The organism is Burkholderia sp. HI2714, assembly GCF_002223085.1.
Classification (GTDB): Bacteria; Pseudomonadota; Gammaproteobacteria; order Burkholderiales; family Burkholderiaceae; genus Burkholderia; species Burkholderia lata_D.
In genome coordinates this window covers 331,940-349,101 of sequence record NZ_NKFM01000035.1, presented here as the reverse complement: position 1 = coordinate 349,101, position 17,162 = coordinate 331,940, and the positions used below count along the sequence as shown (strand labels likewise).

Here is a 17,162-nt window from a genome sequence, read left to right as displayed (position 1 = left end):
TCCCTCACACGAACACTGAACACCGAACACTGAAGATCAACAAGGAGCGTAAAGATGGCACTCACCCTGAGCAAGAATCAGAGCATCTCGCTGGAAAAAACCGCGGGCCGTGGCTTGACCTCGATTAGTCTGGGCCTGGGTTGGGACCCGGTAAAGTCCGGCGGCTTCTTCTCCAAGATGCTGGGCGGCGGCAGCAACGACATCGACCTCGATGCTTCCTGCATCCTGCTGGACGGCGACATGAAATCCGTCGACCTGGTCTGGTTCCGACAACTGGAATCCAGGGACGGCGCCATCGAGCACTCCGGCGACAACCTGACGGGTGAAGGTGACGGCGACGATGAAACCATCCATGTCGACCTGCAGCGCCTGCCGGGCACCATCCAGCACCTGGTGTTCACCGTGAACAGCTTCCGCGGTCAGACGTTCGACCAGGTCGAAAACGCCTACTGCCGCATCCTCGACGACGCCCAAAACAAGGAGCTGGCGCGCTTCAACCTGGCGGAGAAAGGTCGCCACACCGGTGTCGTAATGGCCAGCCTCAGCCGTGGCGGCGGCGGCTGGGAATTCAAGGCGATCGGCCAGTCCACCCACGGCCGCACCGCGGACGATCTCGTCAATCTGGCGATTCAGGCGGTGCGAGCATGACGACACTGGTACCTGGCGGCAATGCGCCGGTGGCCACCGGCCAATTGCGTGTGGACATCAACTACGCGCCGATTCCCGGCGCGGAGATCGATATTTCTGCATTCGCGCTCACTGCTGCCGCGAAGGTCCGAGGCGATGGCGACATGTGCTTCTACGGCCAAACCAGCGTCCTGGGTGGCGCGGTTCAGTTGACCACCACGACGGCCGGCCGGGCAACGTTCACCGTGGATCTCGCTCGGATCGACCCTGCCGTCGAGAAAGTCGCGCTCACCGCGACCATCCACGAGAACAAGGCGACCTTCGATCGCGTTTCGATGCTGGCACTGGCCGTGACGGGAGGGATCGAGGCGCAGATCCCGACTGCCGGGATGAATGAGACTGCGCTGATCCTCGGGGAGTTTTACCGCCGTCAGGACGCATGGAAGTTCCGCTGTGTCGCACAAGGCTTTGCGGGCGGCCTGGAGCCGCTGGCCAAGCACTTCGGAGTCGACGTTGCCGCGCCGTCCGGTAGCCCGACGCAGAGCCCTCCCGCGCCGCCCCCGGCGCCCGTACCGGCGCCGGCGCTCGCGCCGGTCCCGCCTGGCGCACCGGCGTCCACGATCCGACTCAGCAAGGTCACGCTCGACAAATCACGCCCCAGCATCAGTCTGGAGAAGACCGCGGCCGGCTTCGGTGAAATCAAGGTGAACCTGAACTGGAACCAGGGGACGAGTGGGCTGCTCGGCGGCTTCCTGGGAAAACACGGTGCCATCGATCTGGACCTGGGTTGCCTGTTTGAAATGCAGGACGGACTCAAAGGGGCCGTGCAGGCGCTCGGCAAGCGTTTCGGCGATCTGCGGGCGGAACCCTACATCCAGCTGATGGGAGATGACCGTACCGGCTCGGTTGCCGATGGCGAGTGGCTTCGCATCAATGGGCAACAGTGGAACAAGATCGAACGCATCCTGATTTTCGCGTTCATCTACGACGGCGCGCCGAACTGGAAGGCAACGGACGGTGTCGTCACCATTTTCGTGCCCGGCCAGTCCGAAATCGAAGTTCGCATGAATGAGGAGGGAGGCCGCCACGGCATGTGCGCGATTGCCCTGCTTGAAAACGTGAACGGGGCCGTCAAGGTCTCTCGTCGAGTCGACTTCCACCCCGGACACGAGGAAATGGATCGTGCCTACGGCTGGGGGATGCGCTGGAAAGCAGGCTCCAAGTAACCCATGACCCGGCGGGGCCGTCCGGCCCCGCTCACTGAGAGGAAACACATGCTCGACTGGCTGAAAACCAACGCGGCCAAAGCCCGCGAAACCTTGACCATCGAAGTCGCCAAATTCAAGAACCGAACGTTCATGGAGGCGACCGCCAATGCTTGCGCGCTGATCTCCGCCGCGGATGGCGAGATCAAATCCGAAGAGAAGCTGAAGATGGTCGGCTTCATCAACAACTCCCCGGAATTGAAGGTCTTCAACCTGAGCGACGTGATCGCGGTGTTCAGCGACGCCTGCGGCAAGTTCGAATTCGATTTCCAGATCGGCCAGGCCGAGGCGCTGAAGGCCATCGGCAAGATCAAGGGCAAGGACGGCGAAGCACGTTTGCTGGTGCGCGTGGCCTGTGCCATCGGCGCATCCGACGGCCATTTCGACGACAAGGAAAAAGCGGCTTGCCGCCTGATTTGCCTGGAGCTCGGCTTGAACCCGGTCGACTTCGAACTGTAGGAAACCGAAACGTGGAAACGACACACATTGGCTTCCCGCCGTTGACCATGGCGGTATTCGTCGGCCTGGCGCTGGCCGCCCTGCTGCTGGACATGGTTACCCACCGCGACGACAAGCCGGTCACCCTCGCCCGGGCGTCCATCTGGTCGGTATTCTGGGTGGCCATCTCCCTTGCATTCGCCGGCTTCCTGTACGTGCAGCACGGCGCGGAAGTGGCCAGCCTGTTCCTGACCGGTTATGCACTGGAGAAGGTCCTCTCCGTCGACAACCTGTTCGTCTTCATGGCGATCTTCGCCTGGTTCAAGGTCCCGGACGGCTTGCGTCACCGCATCCTGCACTGGGGCATCATCGGGGCCATCGTATTCCGTGGTGTCTTCGTCGTCATCGGTACCGGCCTGCTGGCATTCGGGCCCTGGGTCGAGATCGCCTTTGCGCTGATCGTGGCGTGGACCGCCGTCATGATGCTCAAGGGCGGTGACGACGATGACGAGGCGAAGGATTACTCGCAGCATCTTGCTTGCCGCTTCGCGAAAAAGCTCTTCCCCGTATGGCCCAGGCTGCACGGCCACCACTTTTTCGTGAGCCGCAAGAAGCTCGAGTCGGAAGTACGGACGGCCGAACGGGACATGAGCCTGGCGGCCAAAGGCGGCCTTTTCGCTACGCCGCTGTTCCTCTGCCTGGTCGTGATCGAAGTGTCCGACGTCCTGTTCGCGTTCGACTCGGTCCCGGCGGTCATCGCAGTCAGCCGTGAACCCCTGATCGTCTACTCGGCGATGCTGTTCGCCATCCTTGGCCTCCGCACGCTGTATTTCGTTCTGGAAGCGCTGAAGCGCTACGTGGTGCATCTGGAAAAGGCCGTGATCGTATTGCTGTTCTTCATCGCGGCGAAGCTGGGCCTGAACGCGACCGACCATCTGTTCCACCACGGTATCAGCATCTCCCCGAACACCAGCCTGCTCATCGTACTGGTGGTCCTGGCAATCGGAATCCTGGCCAGCGTGATCTTCCCGAACAAGGAAGACGCGCAAGCCGAAAATCAGTAACCCGTCACAACCCAAAGGAGCTGTTTTCATGGCACTGACTCTTCAAAAAGGCGGCAACCTCTCCCTGTCCAAAACCGACCCGAGCCTGACCAGAATCCTGGTTGGCCTGGGCTGGGACCCGCGCGCAACCGATGGTGCCGAGTTCGATCTGGACGCCAGCGCCTTCCTGCTGGGGGCCAACGGCAAAGTCCGCGGTGAAGCCGACTTCATCTTCTACAACCAGTTGCGCAGCCAGGACGGCTCCGTCGAACATACCGGCGACAACCGTACCGGCGCGGGCGACGGCGATGACGAAGTCCTCAAGGTCGACCTGAGCCGCGTTCCGGCCGACATCGACAAGATCGCCTTCACGGTCACCATCCACGACGCCGAAGCGCGCAAGCAGAACTTCGGCCAGGTCAGCAATTCGTTCATCCGTGTCGTGAACGAGATTTCCGGCGCCGAGGTGGTCCGCTACGACCTGGCGGAAGACGCCTCCACCGAAACCGCGATGATCTTCGCGGAGTTGTACCGCAGCAGCGGCGAGTGGAAATTCCGCGCCGTGGGCCAAGGCTACGCCGGCGGCCTGCGTGCCCTGGCCAACGGCTACGGCATGAACTTCTGAACGGTCTCCTCACCTGAACAAGGAATCACACCATGGCTGTAAGTCTGTCCAAAGGCGGTAACGTCTCCCTGTCGAAAGAGGCCCCGGGCCTGAGCGAAATCGTCGTCGGCCTGGGCTGGGACCCGCGCGTCACCGACGGCACCGAGTTCGACCTCGACGCCTCGGTCTTCGTCACCGGTGAAAACGGCAAAGTCCTGAACGACGCCAGCTTCATCTTCTACAACAACAAGAAGTCCGCGGACGGTTCCATCGAGCACCTGGGCGATAACCGTTCCGGCCAGGGCGACGGCGACGACGAGCAGGTCAACGTGAAGCTGGCCGGTCTGGCGGCCGACGTGAAGAAGCTGGTCTTCGCCGTCACGATTCACGATGCCGAAGCCCGCAAGCAGTCATTCGGCCAAGTGAGCAACGCCTATATCCGCGTCGTCAACAAGGCCGACGGCAAGGAAATCGCCCGCTACGACCTGTCCGAAGACGCATCGACCGAAACCGCCATGATCTTCGGCGAGCTGTATCGCCACAACGACGAATTCAAGTTCAAGGCGATCGGACAAGGTTTCGCGGGTGGCCTGAAGCCGCTGGCAGAAGCTCACGGTGTGAGCATCGGCTGATCCGAAAGGCAGGAAAATCCGTGGTTTGACCGATCACGCCGTTCAGTTCGCAACTGAACGGCGTACACCACGCGTGAGGTCGGTCGAAATGCGTGAAGGCCAACGAGGCAAGCCACACTCACCGAAACACGTTCACCGCATCCACCAGCCGCGTCGCCTGCTGCTTCAGGCTCTCCGACGCCGCCGTGCTCTGCTCGACCAGCGCCGCGTTCTGCTGCGTGATGTTGTCCAGGTGCACCACCGCCTGGTCGACCTGCGACACGCCCGTGCTCTGCTCGACCGTCGACGAGCTGATCTCCGCGATCAGGTCCGACACGCGCTTCACCTGCGCGACGATATCCTCCATCGTCTTGCCCGCCTCGTCCACGCGCCGCGCGCCCGATTCGACGCGCTCGACGCTCGCGCCGATCAGCGTCTTGATCTCCTTCGCCGCGTTCGCGCTGCGCTGCGCGAGCGCTCGCACCTCACCCGCGACCACCGCGAAGCCGCGCCCCTGCTCGCCTGCGCGTGCCGCTTCCACGGCCGCGTTCAGCGCAAGGATGTTGGTCTGGAACGCGATGCCGTCGATCACGCCGATGATGTCGGCGATCTTGCGCGAGCTGGCCGTGATGTCGCTCATCGTCGCGACGACCTCGCCCACCGCCTGGCCGCCGCGTCCGGCCGCCTCGCTCGCCGACATCGCGAGCCGGTTCGCCTGCAGCGCGGTCTCCGCGTTGCTGTCGACGGTCGCCGTCATCTCGGCCATCGATGCGGCCGTCTCCTGCACGCTCGACGCCGCCTGCTCGGTGCGCGCGCTCAGGTCGTTGTTGCCCTGCGCGATCTCGTTGCTCGCGCGCTGCACGTTGTGCACCTGCTCGCTGACGTCGTCGACGAGCCAGCGGAACATCAAACCGAGCTGGTTGATCGTGCGCAGCGTCATGCCGATCTCGTCGACACGGTTCATCCGCACGCCGCGCCGGCTTTCGCCGGTCGCGACGTTCAACGCCTGGTCGTGCAGCCGCTTCAGCGGACGCACGATCTGCGCGTCGAGCCACAGGCCGGCCGCCGCCGCCACGCCGACCGTCACGCCGGCAAACGCCGCGAGCGCGCCGCCCGCCAGCCCGCATGCCCAGCCCGCACCGACGACCGCCGGCGCGAGCACGCACAGCGCCGAGTGCACGCGCGCGCGCACCGACATCGTCTGCGACAGCGACGCGATGCGCAGCAGCCCCGTGCGGATCACCAGCCCCTTGTGGAACCGGCGCTGGCCGGCCTTGCCTTCGCGGAACGCGCGATACAGCGCATCGGCGGCCTCGGACTCGTCGTGCGGCGCCTTCGTCCGCACCGACATGTAGCCTTGCGGCTCGCCGTTGCGCATCACGGGAATCGCGTTCGCACGCACCCAGTAGTGATCGCCGTTCTTGCGGCGGTTCTTCACCAGCGCGGTCCACGGCTCGCCGCGCCTGAGCGTCGCCCACATGTCGGCAAACGCTTCGCGCGGCATGTCCGGGTGGCGCACCGCGTTGTGCGGCTGGCCGACGAGTTCCTCGTTCGTGAAGCCGCTCACCTGTGCGAACGTCGTGTTGGCGTAGGTGATGATGCTGTCCGCGTCGGTCGTCGACATCAGCGTGACGTCGTCGGGAAAATCGAATTCCTGTTGGGTAACGGGCTGGTTATTGCGCATGCAAGGCTCCGAAAAGCGGATCTGACGTCCGCGTCGCGCTGACTTCACGCTCAGTAGCCGAAAAACGGTTTATCGCTTTACGACGGTTTTCATCTTACTGTCGGCATATTGGGGAAAAACCTTACCCTTTCTTCGCATAAAATATTCAATTCGGCGGTCACCATGATTTCGATCAAATAATCCGGCAATATTCGCCGCGCGTGTTCATCCACATGTCACGCCACGCTGCCCGGTCAACCCGTGCGGCAGGACAATGCGTATCGGCCGTTGCACACGGCGAAACGATTCCGTCTATCCTGCTCCATTCAACCGGTATTCGAATTCGATGAAAAAGGAATTGCACGAACTGAATCGGCTGTCGTGGAATACGGCGACAGTCGCGCATAACAGCCATAAAGGCGATCAGGCCGTATTTTTTCGCGCAGGCGGCTCGACGCTCTTTCCGGAAGAACGCGAACTGCTCGGCGACGTCAGCGGGCTGCGGCTCCTGCACCTGCAGTGCAACGCGGGGCAGGACACGCTGAGCCTCGTGCGCGACGGCGCGAACGCGACGGGCGTCGACATCTCCGACGAAGCGATCACCTTCGCACGGCAACTGTCGGCCGACGCGGGGCTGCCCGCGCGCTTCGAGCGCGCCGACGTGCTCGACTGGATGCCCGAGGCCGCGGCGCGCGGCGAACGCTTCGATCGCGTGTTCACGTCGTACGGCGCCATCTACGGGCTGTCCGACCTGAACGCATGGGCGCGCGGGATCGCCGCGCTGCTCGCGCCCGGCGGCCGTTTCGCGATGGTCGAGTTCCATCCGTTCGCACTGTATTTCGACGAACACTGGAAGCCGCACTACGACTATTTCCAGACCGACGCGACCGAGGAGCCGGCAGGTGTCGGCGATTACGTTGCCGTATCCGGCACGGGGCTCGGCGCACAGCACGACCATCCGGGCGTCGTCGATTTCGCGAACCCGCATCCGAGCTACGAGTTCATGTGGGGCATCGGCGAAGTCGTGAACGCGCTCGTATCGGCCGGGCTCGCGATCGACCGCCTGACCGAATATCCGTATTCGAACGGCTGGAAAGGCTTCGACCGCATGCGCGAGCTCGACGGCCGCCGGATGGTGCCGCCCGACGGGATGCCGCGCCTGCCGCTGATGTATGCGATCGCCGCGCATCGGGAGGCCGCATGACGCGCCGCACCGCCGCCGAACGCGACGCACTGTCCGCCCGCCTGCTCACGCGCGACGACGTGCCGCTCGTATGGACCATCGACCGGCGCGAAATCATCGAGCACCTGTATGTGCTGCGCGACGGCGTGCTGCATCTGGTGCCCGAGTTCTACGACGTCCGTGGCTGGCCCGACGGCGAAGCCGACCACTACACGCCGATCCTGCTCGACTGCCACGATCGCGGCGGCTGGTGCGTCGGCATGTTCGACGGCGCGCGGCTCGTCGCGGCGGTCGTCGTCGACAGCCAGCCGCTCGGCCCGCACGGCGACATGCTGCAGTTGAAGTTCCTGCACGTGAGCCACGACTGGCGCGGCTGCGGGCTCGGCGAGCAGCTCTACCGCGCGGCCCGTGAGCAGGCGCGCGCGATGGGCGCTGCGCGCCTGTATGTGTCGGCGACGCCGTCGCAGAACACGATCGACTTCTACCTGCGGCTCGGCTTCACGGTCAGCGCATCGCCCGACCCGGCGCTGTATGCGCTCGAGCCGGAAGACATTCATCTGGAAGCGCCGACGGCCTGACGCACCGGCGCGCGGGTGAAGCGTAGAATTTCCCGCTTTGCCACGGCCGCCATCGGCCATCGCGGCATCACGGAGAGCGAAATTGCAGAACGAAGCGCGGCCGCAAGCCATGCCGAAAATCCTCGTCAGCATGTGCGTGGTCGGTCATCCGGTCCGCTACAACGGCTCGGCCAGGACCGCCGCACACGAGGCGCTCGAACGGTGGCAGCGCGAAGGGCGCCTCGTGCCCGTCTGCCCCGAGCTTGCCGGCGGCTTCAGCGTGCCGCGCCCGCCCGCCGAAATCGCCGGCGGCGAATCGGGGCAGCGGGTGCTGTCGGGCGCCGCGCGCATCGTCGACGTGAACGGCAACGACGTGACGGCGCCGTTCGTGTCCGGCGCGCACACCGCGCTGGCCCTCGCGCGCGCGCACGATTGCCGCTTCGCGATCCTGGCCGACGGCAGTCCGTCGTGCGGCAGCACGTTCATTTATGACGGGAGTTTCGAGAACCGGCGGCACGCGGGCGCCGGTGTCACGGCGGCGTTGCTGCGCGAGCATGGCATCGAAGTGTTCGCGGACACCGAGATCGACGCGCGCGATGCGCGCCTCGAGCAGTTGTCGCAGGCCGGTTAACGACGATGCGCGAAGCGGCGCGTGCGCTGCCGCTTCGCCGTGTGACGCAGGTCAGACGCGCTCGATCGCGATCGCGATGCCCTGGCCGACGCCGATGCACATCGTGCACAGCGCAAAGCGGCCGTTCGTGCGATGCAGTTGATACATCGCGGTCGTCACGAGACGCGCGCCCGACGCGCCGAGCGGATGGCCCAGTGCGATCGCGCCGCCGTTCGGGTTCACGCGCGGATCGTCGTCGGCAACACCGAGCATGCGCAGCACCGCGAGACCTTGCGACGCGAATGCCTCGTTCAGCTCGATCACGTCGAACTGGTCGATCGTCATCCCGAGCCGGGCGAGCAGCTTCTGCGTGGCCGGCGCGGGGCCGATGCCCATCACGCGCGGCGCGACACCCGCCGTCGCGATACCCAGCACGCGTGCGCGCGGCGTCAGGCCGTAGCGCTTCGCGGTTTCCTCGTTCGCGAGCAGCAGCGCGGCGGCGCCGTCGTTGACGCCCGATGCGTTGCCGGCCGTCACCGAGCCGTCCGGGCGCACGACGCCCTTCAGCTTCGCGAGCGTTTCGAGCGACGTCTCGCGCGGATGCTCGTCGCGCGAAACCACCACCGGATCGCCTTTCTTCTGCGGAATCGTGACAGCAACGATTTCGTCGGCGAGCGTACCGTCCTGCTGCGCACGCGCGGCTTTTTGCTGGCTGCGCAGCGCGAACAGATCCTGGTCGGCGCGGCTGACGTTGTAGTCGACCGCGACGTTTTCGGCCGTCTCGGGCATCGAATCGACGCCATACAGCTGTTTCATCAGCGGATTGATGAAGCGCCAGCCGATCGTCGTATCGTAGATGTCGGCCTGCCGCGCGAACGCGCTCGCGGCCTTGCCCATCACGAACGGCGCGCGCGTCATGCTCTCGACGCCGCCCGCGACCATCAGCGCGGCCTCGCCGGACTTGATCGCACGCGCGGCCACGCCGACCGCATCCATCCCGGAACCGCACAGGCGGTTGATCGTCGAACCCGGCACGCCCTGCGGCAGCCCTGCGAGCAGCGCCGACATGCGCGCGACGTTGCGGTTGTCCTCGCCGGCCTGGTTCGCGCAGCCGTAGATCACGTCGTCGATCGCCGTCCAGTCGACGTCGCGGTTGCGCTCGACGAGCGCCTTGAGCGGCACCGCGCCCAGGTCGTCGGCGCGCACGCCGGACAGTGCACCGCCGTAACGCCCGATCGGCGTACGGATCGCATCACACAGAAAAGCTTCGGTCATCAGTGTCTCCGGTCCCAGGACAGGCTGGGGGAATGAACAGGGCGCGCCCCTTGCATTGCCCGTCGGGATGCGCTTAAATGTTCTATATACGAACATAAGATCGTGTATCGAACGTTCAACGCATCATAGGGAGTGCGGGGACGACCTGTCAAGCGCGCGGTCCGCCGCGCGGTTGGCGTGTCAGGCCCCATGCGCTATCTTCTCGGCTGCACGATATTCCAGGCGCTCATGACAACCGAAGACACTCAGACGAAACCCGGCGACTCCTATGTCCAGTCGTTCGCGCGCGGCCTTGCGGTGATCCGCGCGTTCGACGCGGCCCGTCCGGAGCAGACGCTCACCGAGGTCGCCTCGGCCACCGGGCTCACGCGCGCGGGCGCGCGCCGGATCCTGCTCACGCTGCAGACGCTCGGCTACGTCGAGGCCGACGGCCGGCTGTTCCGGCTCACGCCGAAGATCCTCGAACTCGGCTTCGCGTACCTCACGTCGATGCCGTTCTGGAATCTCGCCGATCCCGTGATGGAGCAGCTGTCCGCGCAGATCCACGAAAGCTGCTCGGCGGCCGTGCTCGATCGCACCGAGATCGTCTACGTGCTGCGCGTGCCGACCCGCAAGATCATGACGATCAACCTGTCGATCGGCAGCCGGCTGCCCGCGTACTGCACGTCGATGGGCCGCGTGCTGCTGTCCGCGCTCGACGACGCCGAGCTCGACGAGACGCTCGCGCAAAGCGGCATCCGCGCGCATACGCCGCGCACGATCACCGATCTCGGCGAACTGAAGGCGGCGATCGCGCAGGTGCGCCAGCAGGGCTGGGCGGTGGTCGACCAGGAACTCGAAGTGGGCCTGATGTCGTTGTCCGCGCCGATCCGCAACCGGCGTGGGCAGATCATCGCGGCGATGAACATCAGCGGCAACGCGCAGCGGCATACCGCGAAGCAAATGGTGAAGGAGTTTCTCGGGCCGCTGCAGCAGGCCGCGCAGACGGTGTCGGAGCTGGTGGCGCGGCGGGGGTGAGCGCGAGCCGTCACGCAACGCTTCGGCCTCGTGGAACCCGCGCGCCTGGTCGTCCTGGGCCGACAGCAGCCCGCACATAGGCGGACCACGGTGGCGTGAAGCGCTGCGCCTGTTCGTCGAGCCTTCTCGACTGTACCGGTGCCGGGGACGATTCGCCAGACACTGTCTGGCGGATTGGCGTGGTTAAGAAGAATGATCGGTTCTGCTGCAAGTTCCGACGACCGAACCCAAGACCGTCCCAATGTGTCCAGCTCAATTGTCGTATCAGCGATACGACAATCTGCTCGTCCGGAAAGGTGACGGCAATCTGCACCACGCGGCGAAAATTCTTCACGGCGAGGCCACCGCCGTCATCTTCCGTCAACGGCGCCGACATCGGCGTGCTGCCGAACCGTCGTCGCAGTGAAATAAAAAAACGGGCGGCACAGGCCGCCCGCCAAACTCCAATCGCTCTGCAACATCTTTCTTTCAAAACACGGAGCGAACTCCGCGTCGCTCAATTTACGGGCATGCGTACGCCCGATCAATTTGACAGGAACGAAATTGCGTTCCGAATCCGTCGGACAAAGTATCGTCACGCGCCGAGCAACATCCCCTTGCGCACCGGCACCGTGCCCGTCACGCGGCCGAGCGGCGCGCCGGCCGTGACGAACCGAATCGCGCGGCGCATGTAGAACACGCCGTCGGTCGCGCTCGAGATCGTCGTGACCGCATCGGTCAGCGGATCGACGATGTCGAACAGCGGATCGCCCGCACGGATCGTCGCGCCGATCGCCGCACGGTGCACGAGAATCCCGCTCACCGGCGCATGGAACTGCTCGCTGCCGGCCAGCGGCGTGGCCGGCGCGGCGAGCGGCGGTAGCGGCTTGCGTTCGCCCTGCACCGCGCCGCGCCACACGAGATAATCGACGAGCGCATCGGCATCGCGTTCCGCGTAGTCGTACGTCACGTCACGCTGGCCGCGGCACTCGACGGTCACCGCCACGGCGCCGGCCGCCATCGGCGTGCCCGCCGGCAAGTGCTGCCGCAATTGCGACCACAGCAGGTGATGCGCATCGTCGAACGCGTGCCCGCCCGAATCCTCGGCAAGCAGCGACACCTCCGAGCCGAGATAACGCGCGAGCGGCTCGACTTCCGGCCATGCGGTATCGCTCGTGTACACGTGCATCACAGCTTCGAGCGAACAATGCAGGTCGATCACGACCTCGGCATCGAGCGACAGCTTCAGTAGCGCGAGCTGCAGCGCATCGAACTCCGTGCGCGGCGCGATCTCGTCGAGCGCCGCGCCGACGCATTCGCGCACGATCGCGCGATTGCGTTCGCCGTCGTCGCCTAGCCGGTCACGCGCACGCGCGGCGATTTCCGCAAGCGGCAGGAAGCCACGATTGAAGTTGCGGCCGCTCGCCAGGTCGAAACGGCCGATGAACTGCCCGAGCAGATGATGATTGAGACCGATCGGATTTGCGACCGGCACGAGCACGATCTCGGCCGCGAGCCGGCCGTCAGCATCGAGCTGTGCAAGACGCTGCTTCAGCACGAACGCCGCGAGCATCGCGGGCGTCTCGTCCGCGTGCAGCGCGGCCTGCAGGTAGATCTTGCGGCCGGTGTCGGCCGGCCCGAAATGAAAGCTCGTCAGCGTGCGCTGCGTGCCGATCGACGGCGACAGGAGCGGCGTGGTGCGAATCTGCATCGATGGTCTCGAACGAAATGAAAACGAAGAAGCGGGTGAAACGTCGAGGTGGCTCGGCGCTCAGTCGCCGTACGGGTTGAAGTCGAAATACTTCCTGGCGATCCGGTCGTACGTGCCGTCCTTCAGCATCGATGCGATCGCGCCGTCGATCGACGCCTTGAGCGCCGTATCCGACTGCCGCATGCCGATGCCGACGCCGCGATCGCCCATGTCGAGCGGCGCGCCGACGAACGCGAAGCCCTTGCCCTTCGGCGTGCGCAGGAAGCCGTAGTCGGCTTCCACGGTGCCGAGCAACGCCGCGTCGAGGCGGCCGTTGACGAGATCGGCGAACACGTCGTCCTGGCTCTTGTACGGCACCACGCTGACACCGGCCGCCGCCCAGTGCGCGAGCGCCCACGATTCGAACTGCGTGCCCGACTGCACGCCGACGCGCTTGCCCGCAAGCGACGCGGTCGTGCTGTCGACGCCGCTCCCGGGCCGGGCGACGAGCCGCGACTTGAAGCGGAACAGCTTCGACGAGAACAGGATCTGCTTCTCGCGCTTCTCGGTGATCGCCATCGACGACAGGATCGCGTCGATCTTGCGCGCCTGCAGCGCGGGAATCATCCCGGAGAATTCGAGCTCGACCCACTGGCAGCGCAACTGCGCACGGCGGCAGATCTCGTTGCCGAGATCGACGTCGAAGCCCTTCAGGCTGCCGTCGGGCGCCTTCGAATCCATCGGCGGATAGGTCGGATCGATGCCGAGGCGCACGGGGCGCGTATCGAGTGCGTGCGCGGAACCGGCCGCGAACGCAAGGCATAGGGAAACGAGCGGCAGGAAGGTACGTTTCATGGTCGACGAAGGCGGGACGATGGGCAAACGGCACGAGCCGGACTGCCTGCGATCGTAGTGCGCACACGCCGCCGCCGGAATCGCCCGCTGCCTTATCATGATCACTTTTCCCGATCACCGGCCCCGCGCTTGCCCATGGCGTTCACGCTCTCCCAGCTCCGCATCTTCCAGGCCGTCGTCGAGCACGGCAGCCTGCGCGCCGCCGCACGCGCGCTCGACCTCGCGCAGAGCGGCGTCACGCAGCAACTGCAGAGTCTCGAGGCGACGCTCGGCGCGACGCTGTTCACGCGCACCAATCGCGGGATCGTGCCGACGGCCGTCGGCCAGCGGCTGCTCGCGCGCTCCGGTTCGATCCTCGGCGAATGCGAACAGGTCGAGCGGGAAATCCGGCAACTGAGCGGCGCGTACGAAGGCACCGTCACGCTCGGCCTCGTGGCCGAGCCGCTGATCGACGCGTTCGCGCCCGTGCTGAGCGCGTTCCGCGCGCGCTTCGACAAGGTCGACGTGCACCTGCGCACCGGCACGTCGCGGATGATGATCGGCTGGCTGCGGGAAAGCGCGGTCGATTTCGCGATCGCGCTGGTCGCGAAGCAGACCGACACGACCGATCTCGCGGTCACGCCGCTGCGTACGTCGGCGCCGGTGGTCGTGTGTCGCAACGGTCACCCGGCGATGCACGCGCAATCGCTCGCTGAACTGGCCGACTACGCGTGGGTGTCGACGCGCTCACCGAACCTGAGCGCCGATCCCGTCGTCAACCGGCTGCTCGCGTACTTCGACGTATACGGCCTGCCGCCGCCGACAATCCTCGCCACCGTCGAAGGGATGTTCGAGACGCTGCAACTCGTCACGCAGACCGATTGCCTGTCGCTCGAAACCGAAGCCGTGACGCGGCACGGGCCGTTTGCCGGCGCGCTCGCGAAAGTGCCCGTGCGCGAGCAGGCCGAATCGCAGGACATCTGCCTGCTGCAGCGCGCAGCCGTGCCGCTGACGCCGGCCGCCCAGGAACTCGCGACGATGCTCGCGTCGTATCTGAGGATGGTGCGCGGGCGGTAAGCGCGTATCGCCGCTTGCCGCCCGTCGTGCTGCGCTGCGCCGCGCGTCAGTCGATCGAATCGCGCGCCGTCTCGCGCAGCATCGCGACCGCGATCAGCGACAGCACCACGCACGCGGCCACGTAGCCGGCCGGCGCGAGCTTGCTGCCGGTCGTCTTCACGAGCCACGTCGCGATCAGCTGCGCGGTGCCGCCGAAGATCGTCACCGCGAGCGCGTACGCGATCGAGATGCCGGTCGCCCGCACGTGGCGCGGCAGCGACTCGCACATCAGCGCCATTTCCGACGCCGAGCCGAGCGAATAGAACAGCAGCATCAGCGCGGTCAGCGGCAGGATCACCGACAGCGTCGGGTGATGATTCATCAGCCAGAACGCCGGGAACAGCAAGGCGACCAGCACGCCGCGGCCGACGAAGATCGGCAGGCGCCGGCTGCCGAGCCTGTCCGACAGCCAGCCGAACAGCGGGCACGTGACCAGCATCACGCAGCCCGATGCGACGCCGACGAACATCGACAGCTTCATCGGCAGGCCGAGCGTATGGATCGCGTAGGTCGGCATGTAGAACGTCAGGATGTAGGTCGACACCGTGCCGCCCATCACCGTGAGCATCAGCAGCAGCACCGTGCGCGTGTGCTTCGAGAACAGCTCGTGCAGCACGCCGCGTTCGATGCCGTGATGGCGGTCGCCGGGCGCATCGTCGGCGAGCCGGCGGCGCAGGTACATGCCGACCGGCGCGATCAGCACGCCGACGAGGAACGGCAGCCGCCAGCCCCAGCCTTCCAGCGCGTCCTTCGTCATCGTGTTCGACAGCAGCGCCGCGAAACCCGAGCCCATCAGCGCGGCGCCGCCCTGCGTCGCGAGCTGCCAGCTCGCGCGGAACGCGCGGCGCGACGTGCCGCCCTGCTCGAGCAGCGTCGACGTCGCCGCGCCGAATTCGCCGCCCTGCGAGAAGCCCTGCAGCAATCGCGCGAACACGACCAGCAGCGGCGCGGCCACGCCGACCTGCGCATAGGTCGGCGCGATCGCGATCAGGCCGGTGCCGAGCGCCATCAGCATGATCGTCAGGTTCAGCGCGGCCTTGCGCCCCTTGCGGTCCGCGTAGACGCCGAGCACGACGCTGCCGAGCGGCCGCGTGAAGAAGCCGGCGGCGAACGTCGCGACCGACAGCAGCAGCGACGTGGTCGGGTCGCTCGACGGGAAGAACAGCTTGCCGATCAGCACCGCGAAGAAGCCGTACACGGTGAAATCGAAGAATTCCAGCCAGTTGCCGATCACGGCCGCGGCGATCGCACCGCGCCGCGTGACGGCAGGCGTGCCGCGCGTGTCGGTGACGGTGGCTTCGGCCGGGCCGGGGTGCAGCGCGAGATGGTCTTTCTGCATCGCTATCCTCTACTCTGAATGCGGCCGGAAGCGCCGGCCGCTCGCCCCACCGCCGGCATCACTGCCCCAGGTAACGCTCCACGAGACGCGTCCAGAACGCCGCGCCGATCGGCAGATTGCGATCGTTGAAATCGTATTTCGGGTTGTGCACCATGCAGCCGTCCTCGCCTTCGCCGTTGCCGAGCCGCACGAACGAGCCCGGCCGCTGCTGCAGCATGAACGCGAAATCCTCGCTGCCCATCAGCAGGTCGGTCTGCTCGACCACGTGCGCATCGCCGACGAGTTCGCGCGCCACCTGTGCGGCGAAATCCGTTTCGGCATCCGTATTGACGACGACCGGATAGCCTTCGATGTATTCGACGTGCGCGGTTGCGCCATAGCTCGCGGCCTGCGTTTCGGCCAGCTCGGTGATGCGGCGCTTGAGCAGCGCGCGCACTTCCGGGCTGAACGAGCGCACGCTGAGTTCGAGGCGCGCGCCGTTCGGGATCACGTTGTTCGCGGTGCCCGCGTGCATCGAGCCGACCGTGACGACCGCCGGCTGCGACGGGTCGACGTTGCGCGCGACGATCGTCTGCAGCGCCATCACGATGCTCGCCGCGACGACCACCGGATCGACCGTCAGGTGCGGCCGGGCCGCGTGGCCGCCGACGCCTTCGATCGAGATGATCGCCTTGTCGCCGGCCGACATGAACGGGCCGCGCCGCGTGAGGAACACGCCCGGTGCCGCGCCCGGATGGTTGTGCATGCCGAAGACGGCATCGCACGGGAAGCGTTCGAACAGGCCGTCGTCGATCATCTTCTTCGCGCCGCTGTCGACGCCGTGCTCTTCCGCCGGCTGGAAATACAGGTGCACGGTGCCGGAGAAGTTGCGGGTCTTCGCGAGGTGCTGCGCGGCGCCGAGCAGCATCGTCGTGTGGCCGTCGTGGCCGCACGCGTGCATCTTGCCGTGCGTGCCGCTCGCGTAGGGCAGCCCCGTCGCCTCGATGATCGGCAGCGCATCCATGTCGGCGCGGATGCCGATGCTGCGCGTGCCGTCGCCCACGCGCAGCGTACCGACCACGCCCGTCTTGCCGACCCCGCGCGTCACCTGCCAGCCCCACTGTTCGAGCTTCTCGGCGACGAGCGCGGCCGTGTCGTGCTCCTCGTAGGCGAGTTCAGGGTGGTGATGGATGTGGTGACGGATCTCGCGCAACCCGCCGGCGGCGGGCATCAGATCCTCGACTTCGGTGAATCGGGTATCGGTGGACATCAAGGGGCTCCTGCTGTTTGTCTGCGCACGCAACGGATGCGTGCGGGAAAGCGAGCCACTAT

Annotated in this window: 17 protein-coding genes and 1 pseudogene; 11 read left to right on the top strand and 7 right to left on the bottom strand. The window is 66.0% G+C overall.

Features of this window, described 5'->3' with window-relative positions:
* Positions 1 to 54 precede the first annotated feature (54 nt).
* Genes CFB82_RS19605 through CFB82_RS19580 form a run of 6 tightly spaced genes read left to right on the top strand, consistent with a single transcriptional unit; the run spans position 55 to position 4,609 of the window.
* Positions 55 to 648, top strand: coding sequence for a TerD family protein (locus CFB82_RS19605; protein WP_089484912.1), 594 nt, complete (start codon positions 55 to 57; stop codon positions 646 to 648).
* Entirely contained in the window at positions 645 to 1,853 is a 1,209-nt protein-coding gene (locus CFB82_RS19600) for a TerD family protein (protein ID WP_089484911.1), read from the top strand. The genes CFB82_RS19605 and CFB82_RS19600 overlap by 4 nt, the downstream gene beginning before the upstream one ends.
* Positions 1,854 to 1,901: 48 nt before the next feature.
* The gene (locus tag CFB82_RS19595) at positions 1,902 to 2,351 is read left to right on the top strand and encodes a tellurite resistance TerB family protein (protein WP_089433392.1); all 450 of its coding nucleotides are present in this window, start codon (positions 1,902 to 1,904) and stop codon (positions 2,349 to 2,351) included.
* Between the two features lie 11 nt (positions 2,352 to 2,362).
* Positions 2,363 to 3,394 carry a TerC/Alx family metal homeostasis membrane protein gene (locus CFB82_RS19590; protein WP_089484910.1) on the top strand — a complete coding sequence of 344 codons (1,032 nt, stop codon included), beginning with the start codon at positions 2,363 to 2,365 and terminating at the stop codon, positions 3,392 to 3,394.
* Between the two features lie 28 nt (positions 3,395 to 3,422).
* Positions 3,423 to 3,998, top strand: coding sequence for a TerD family protein (locus CFB82_RS19585; RefSeq protein WP_089484909.1), 576 nt, complete (start codon positions 3,423 to 3,425; stop codon positions 3,996 to 3,998).
* A 32-nt stretch (positions 3,999 to 4,030) separates the two neighbouring features.
* Entirely contained in the window at positions 4,031 to 4,609 is a 579-nt protein-coding gene (locus tag CFB82_RS19580; RefSeq protein ID WP_089448511.1) for a TerD family protein, read from the top strand.
* 118 nt (positions 4,610 to 4,727) lie between these two features.
* On the opposite strand, the gene CFB82_RS19575 is transcribed toward CFB82_RS19580, so the two are convergent.
* Entirely contained in the window at positions 4,728 to 6,272 is a 1,545-nt protein-coding gene (locus CFB82_RS19575; RefSeq protein ID WP_089484908.1) for a methyl-accepting chemotaxis protein, read from the bottom strand.
* 325 nt (positions 6,273 to 6,597) lie between these two features.
* Here CFB82_RS19575 and CFB82_RS19570 point away from each other — a divergent pair, with 325 nt between their 5' ends.
* The 3 genes from CFB82_RS19570 to CFB82_RS19560 all read left to right on the top strand — a co-directional run bounded on the left by CFB82_RS19570 (position 6,598) and on the right by CFB82_RS19560 (position 8,622).
* Positions 6,598 to 7,455 carry a class I SAM-dependent methyltransferase gene (locus tag CFB82_RS19570; RefSeq protein ID WP_089484907.1) on the top strand — a complete coding sequence of 286 codons (858 nt, stop codon included), beginning with the start codon at positions 6,598 to 6,600 and terminating at the stop codon, positions 7,453 to 7,455.
* On the top strand, positions 7,452 to 8,012 hold the full coding sequence (locus CFB82_RS19565; RefSeq protein ID WP_089448514.1) for a GNAT family N-acetyltransferase: 561 nt from the start codon (positions 7,452 to 7,454) through the stop codon (positions 8,010 to 8,012). Before CFB82_RS19570 ends, CFB82_RS19565 begins: the two co-directional genes overlap by 4 nt.
* Before the next feature lie 109 nt (positions 8,013 to 8,121).
* On the top strand, positions 8,122 to 8,622 hold the full coding sequence (locus tag CFB82_RS19560) for a DUF523 domain-containing protein (protein WP_373558830.1): 501 nt from the start codon (positions 8,122 to 8,124) through the stop codon (positions 8,620 to 8,622).
* 51 nt (positions 8,623 to 8,673) lie between these two features.
* On the opposite strand, the gene pcaF is transcribed toward CFB82_RS19560, so the two are convergent.
* Positions 8,674 to 9,876 carry a 3-oxoadipyl-CoA thiolase gene (gene pcaF / locus CFB82_RS19555; RefSeq protein WP_089484905.1) on the bottom strand — a complete coding sequence of 401 codons (1,203 nt, stop codon included), beginning with the start codon at positions 9,874 to 9,876 and terminating at the stop codon, positions 8,674 to 8,676.
* A 228-nt stretch (positions 9,877 to 10,104) separates the two neighbouring features.
* On the opposite strand from pcaF, the gene CFB82_RS19550 reads away from it, so the two are divergent.
* Positions 10,105 to 10,893: an IclR family transcriptional regulator gene (locus CFB82_RS19550; protein ID WP_039367952.1), complete on the top strand. Its 789-nt coding sequence runs from the start codon at positions 10,105 to 10,107 to the stop codon at positions 10,891 to 10,893.
* A gap of 6 nt (positions 10,894 to 10,899) precedes the next feature.
* On the opposite strand, the pseudogene CFB82_RS44700 reads toward CFB82_RS19550, so the two are convergent.
* The 3 genes and pseudogenes from CFB82_RS44700 to CFB82_RS19535 all read right to left on the bottom strand — a co-directional run.
* Positions 10,900 to 11,233, bottom strand: a pseudogene (locus CFB82_RS44700) (hypothetical protein); the annotation flags it as partial.
* 234 nt (positions 11,234 to 11,467) lie between these two features.
* Positions 11,468 to 12,583, bottom strand: coding sequence for a succinylglutamate desuccinylase/aspartoacylase family protein (locus tag CFB82_RS19540; protein ID WP_089484904.1), 1,116 nt, complete (start codon positions 12,581 to 12,583; stop codon positions 11,468 to 11,470).
* Between the two features lie 60 nt (positions 12,584 to 12,643).
* Positions 12,644 to 13,417 carry a transporter substrate-binding domain-containing protein gene (locus CFB82_RS19535; protein WP_089484903.1) on the bottom strand — a complete coding sequence of 258 codons (774 nt, stop codon included), beginning with the start codon at positions 13,415 to 13,417 and terminating at the stop codon, positions 12,644 to 12,646.
* 135 nt (positions 13,418 to 13,552) lie between these two features.
* Here CFB82_RS19535 and CFB82_RS19530 point away from each other — a divergent pair, with 135 nt between their 5' ends.
* Positions 13,553 to 14,473, top strand: coding sequence for a LysR family transcriptional regulator (locus tag CFB82_RS19530; protein WP_089484902.1), 921 nt, complete (start codon positions 13,553 to 13,555; stop codon positions 14,471 to 14,473).
* Positions 14,474 to 14,519: 46 nt separating this feature from the next.
* Here CFB82_RS19530 and CFB82_RS19525 read toward each other — a convergent pair whose 3' ends face one another.
* Complete coding sequence (locus CFB82_RS19525) at positions 14,520 to 15,851, bottom strand: MFS transporter (RefSeq protein ID WP_089484901.1); 1,332 nt, start codon at positions 15,849 to 15,851, stop codon at positions 14,520 to 14,522.
* A gap of 58 nt (positions 15,852 to 15,909) precedes the next feature.
* Complete coding sequence (locus CFB82_RS19520; protein WP_089484900.1) at positions 15,910 to 17,100, bottom strand: M20 aminoacylase family protein; 1,191 nt, start codon at positions 17,098 to 17,100, stop codon at positions 15,910 to 15,912.
* Positions 17,101 to 17,162 lie beyond the last annotated feature (62 nt).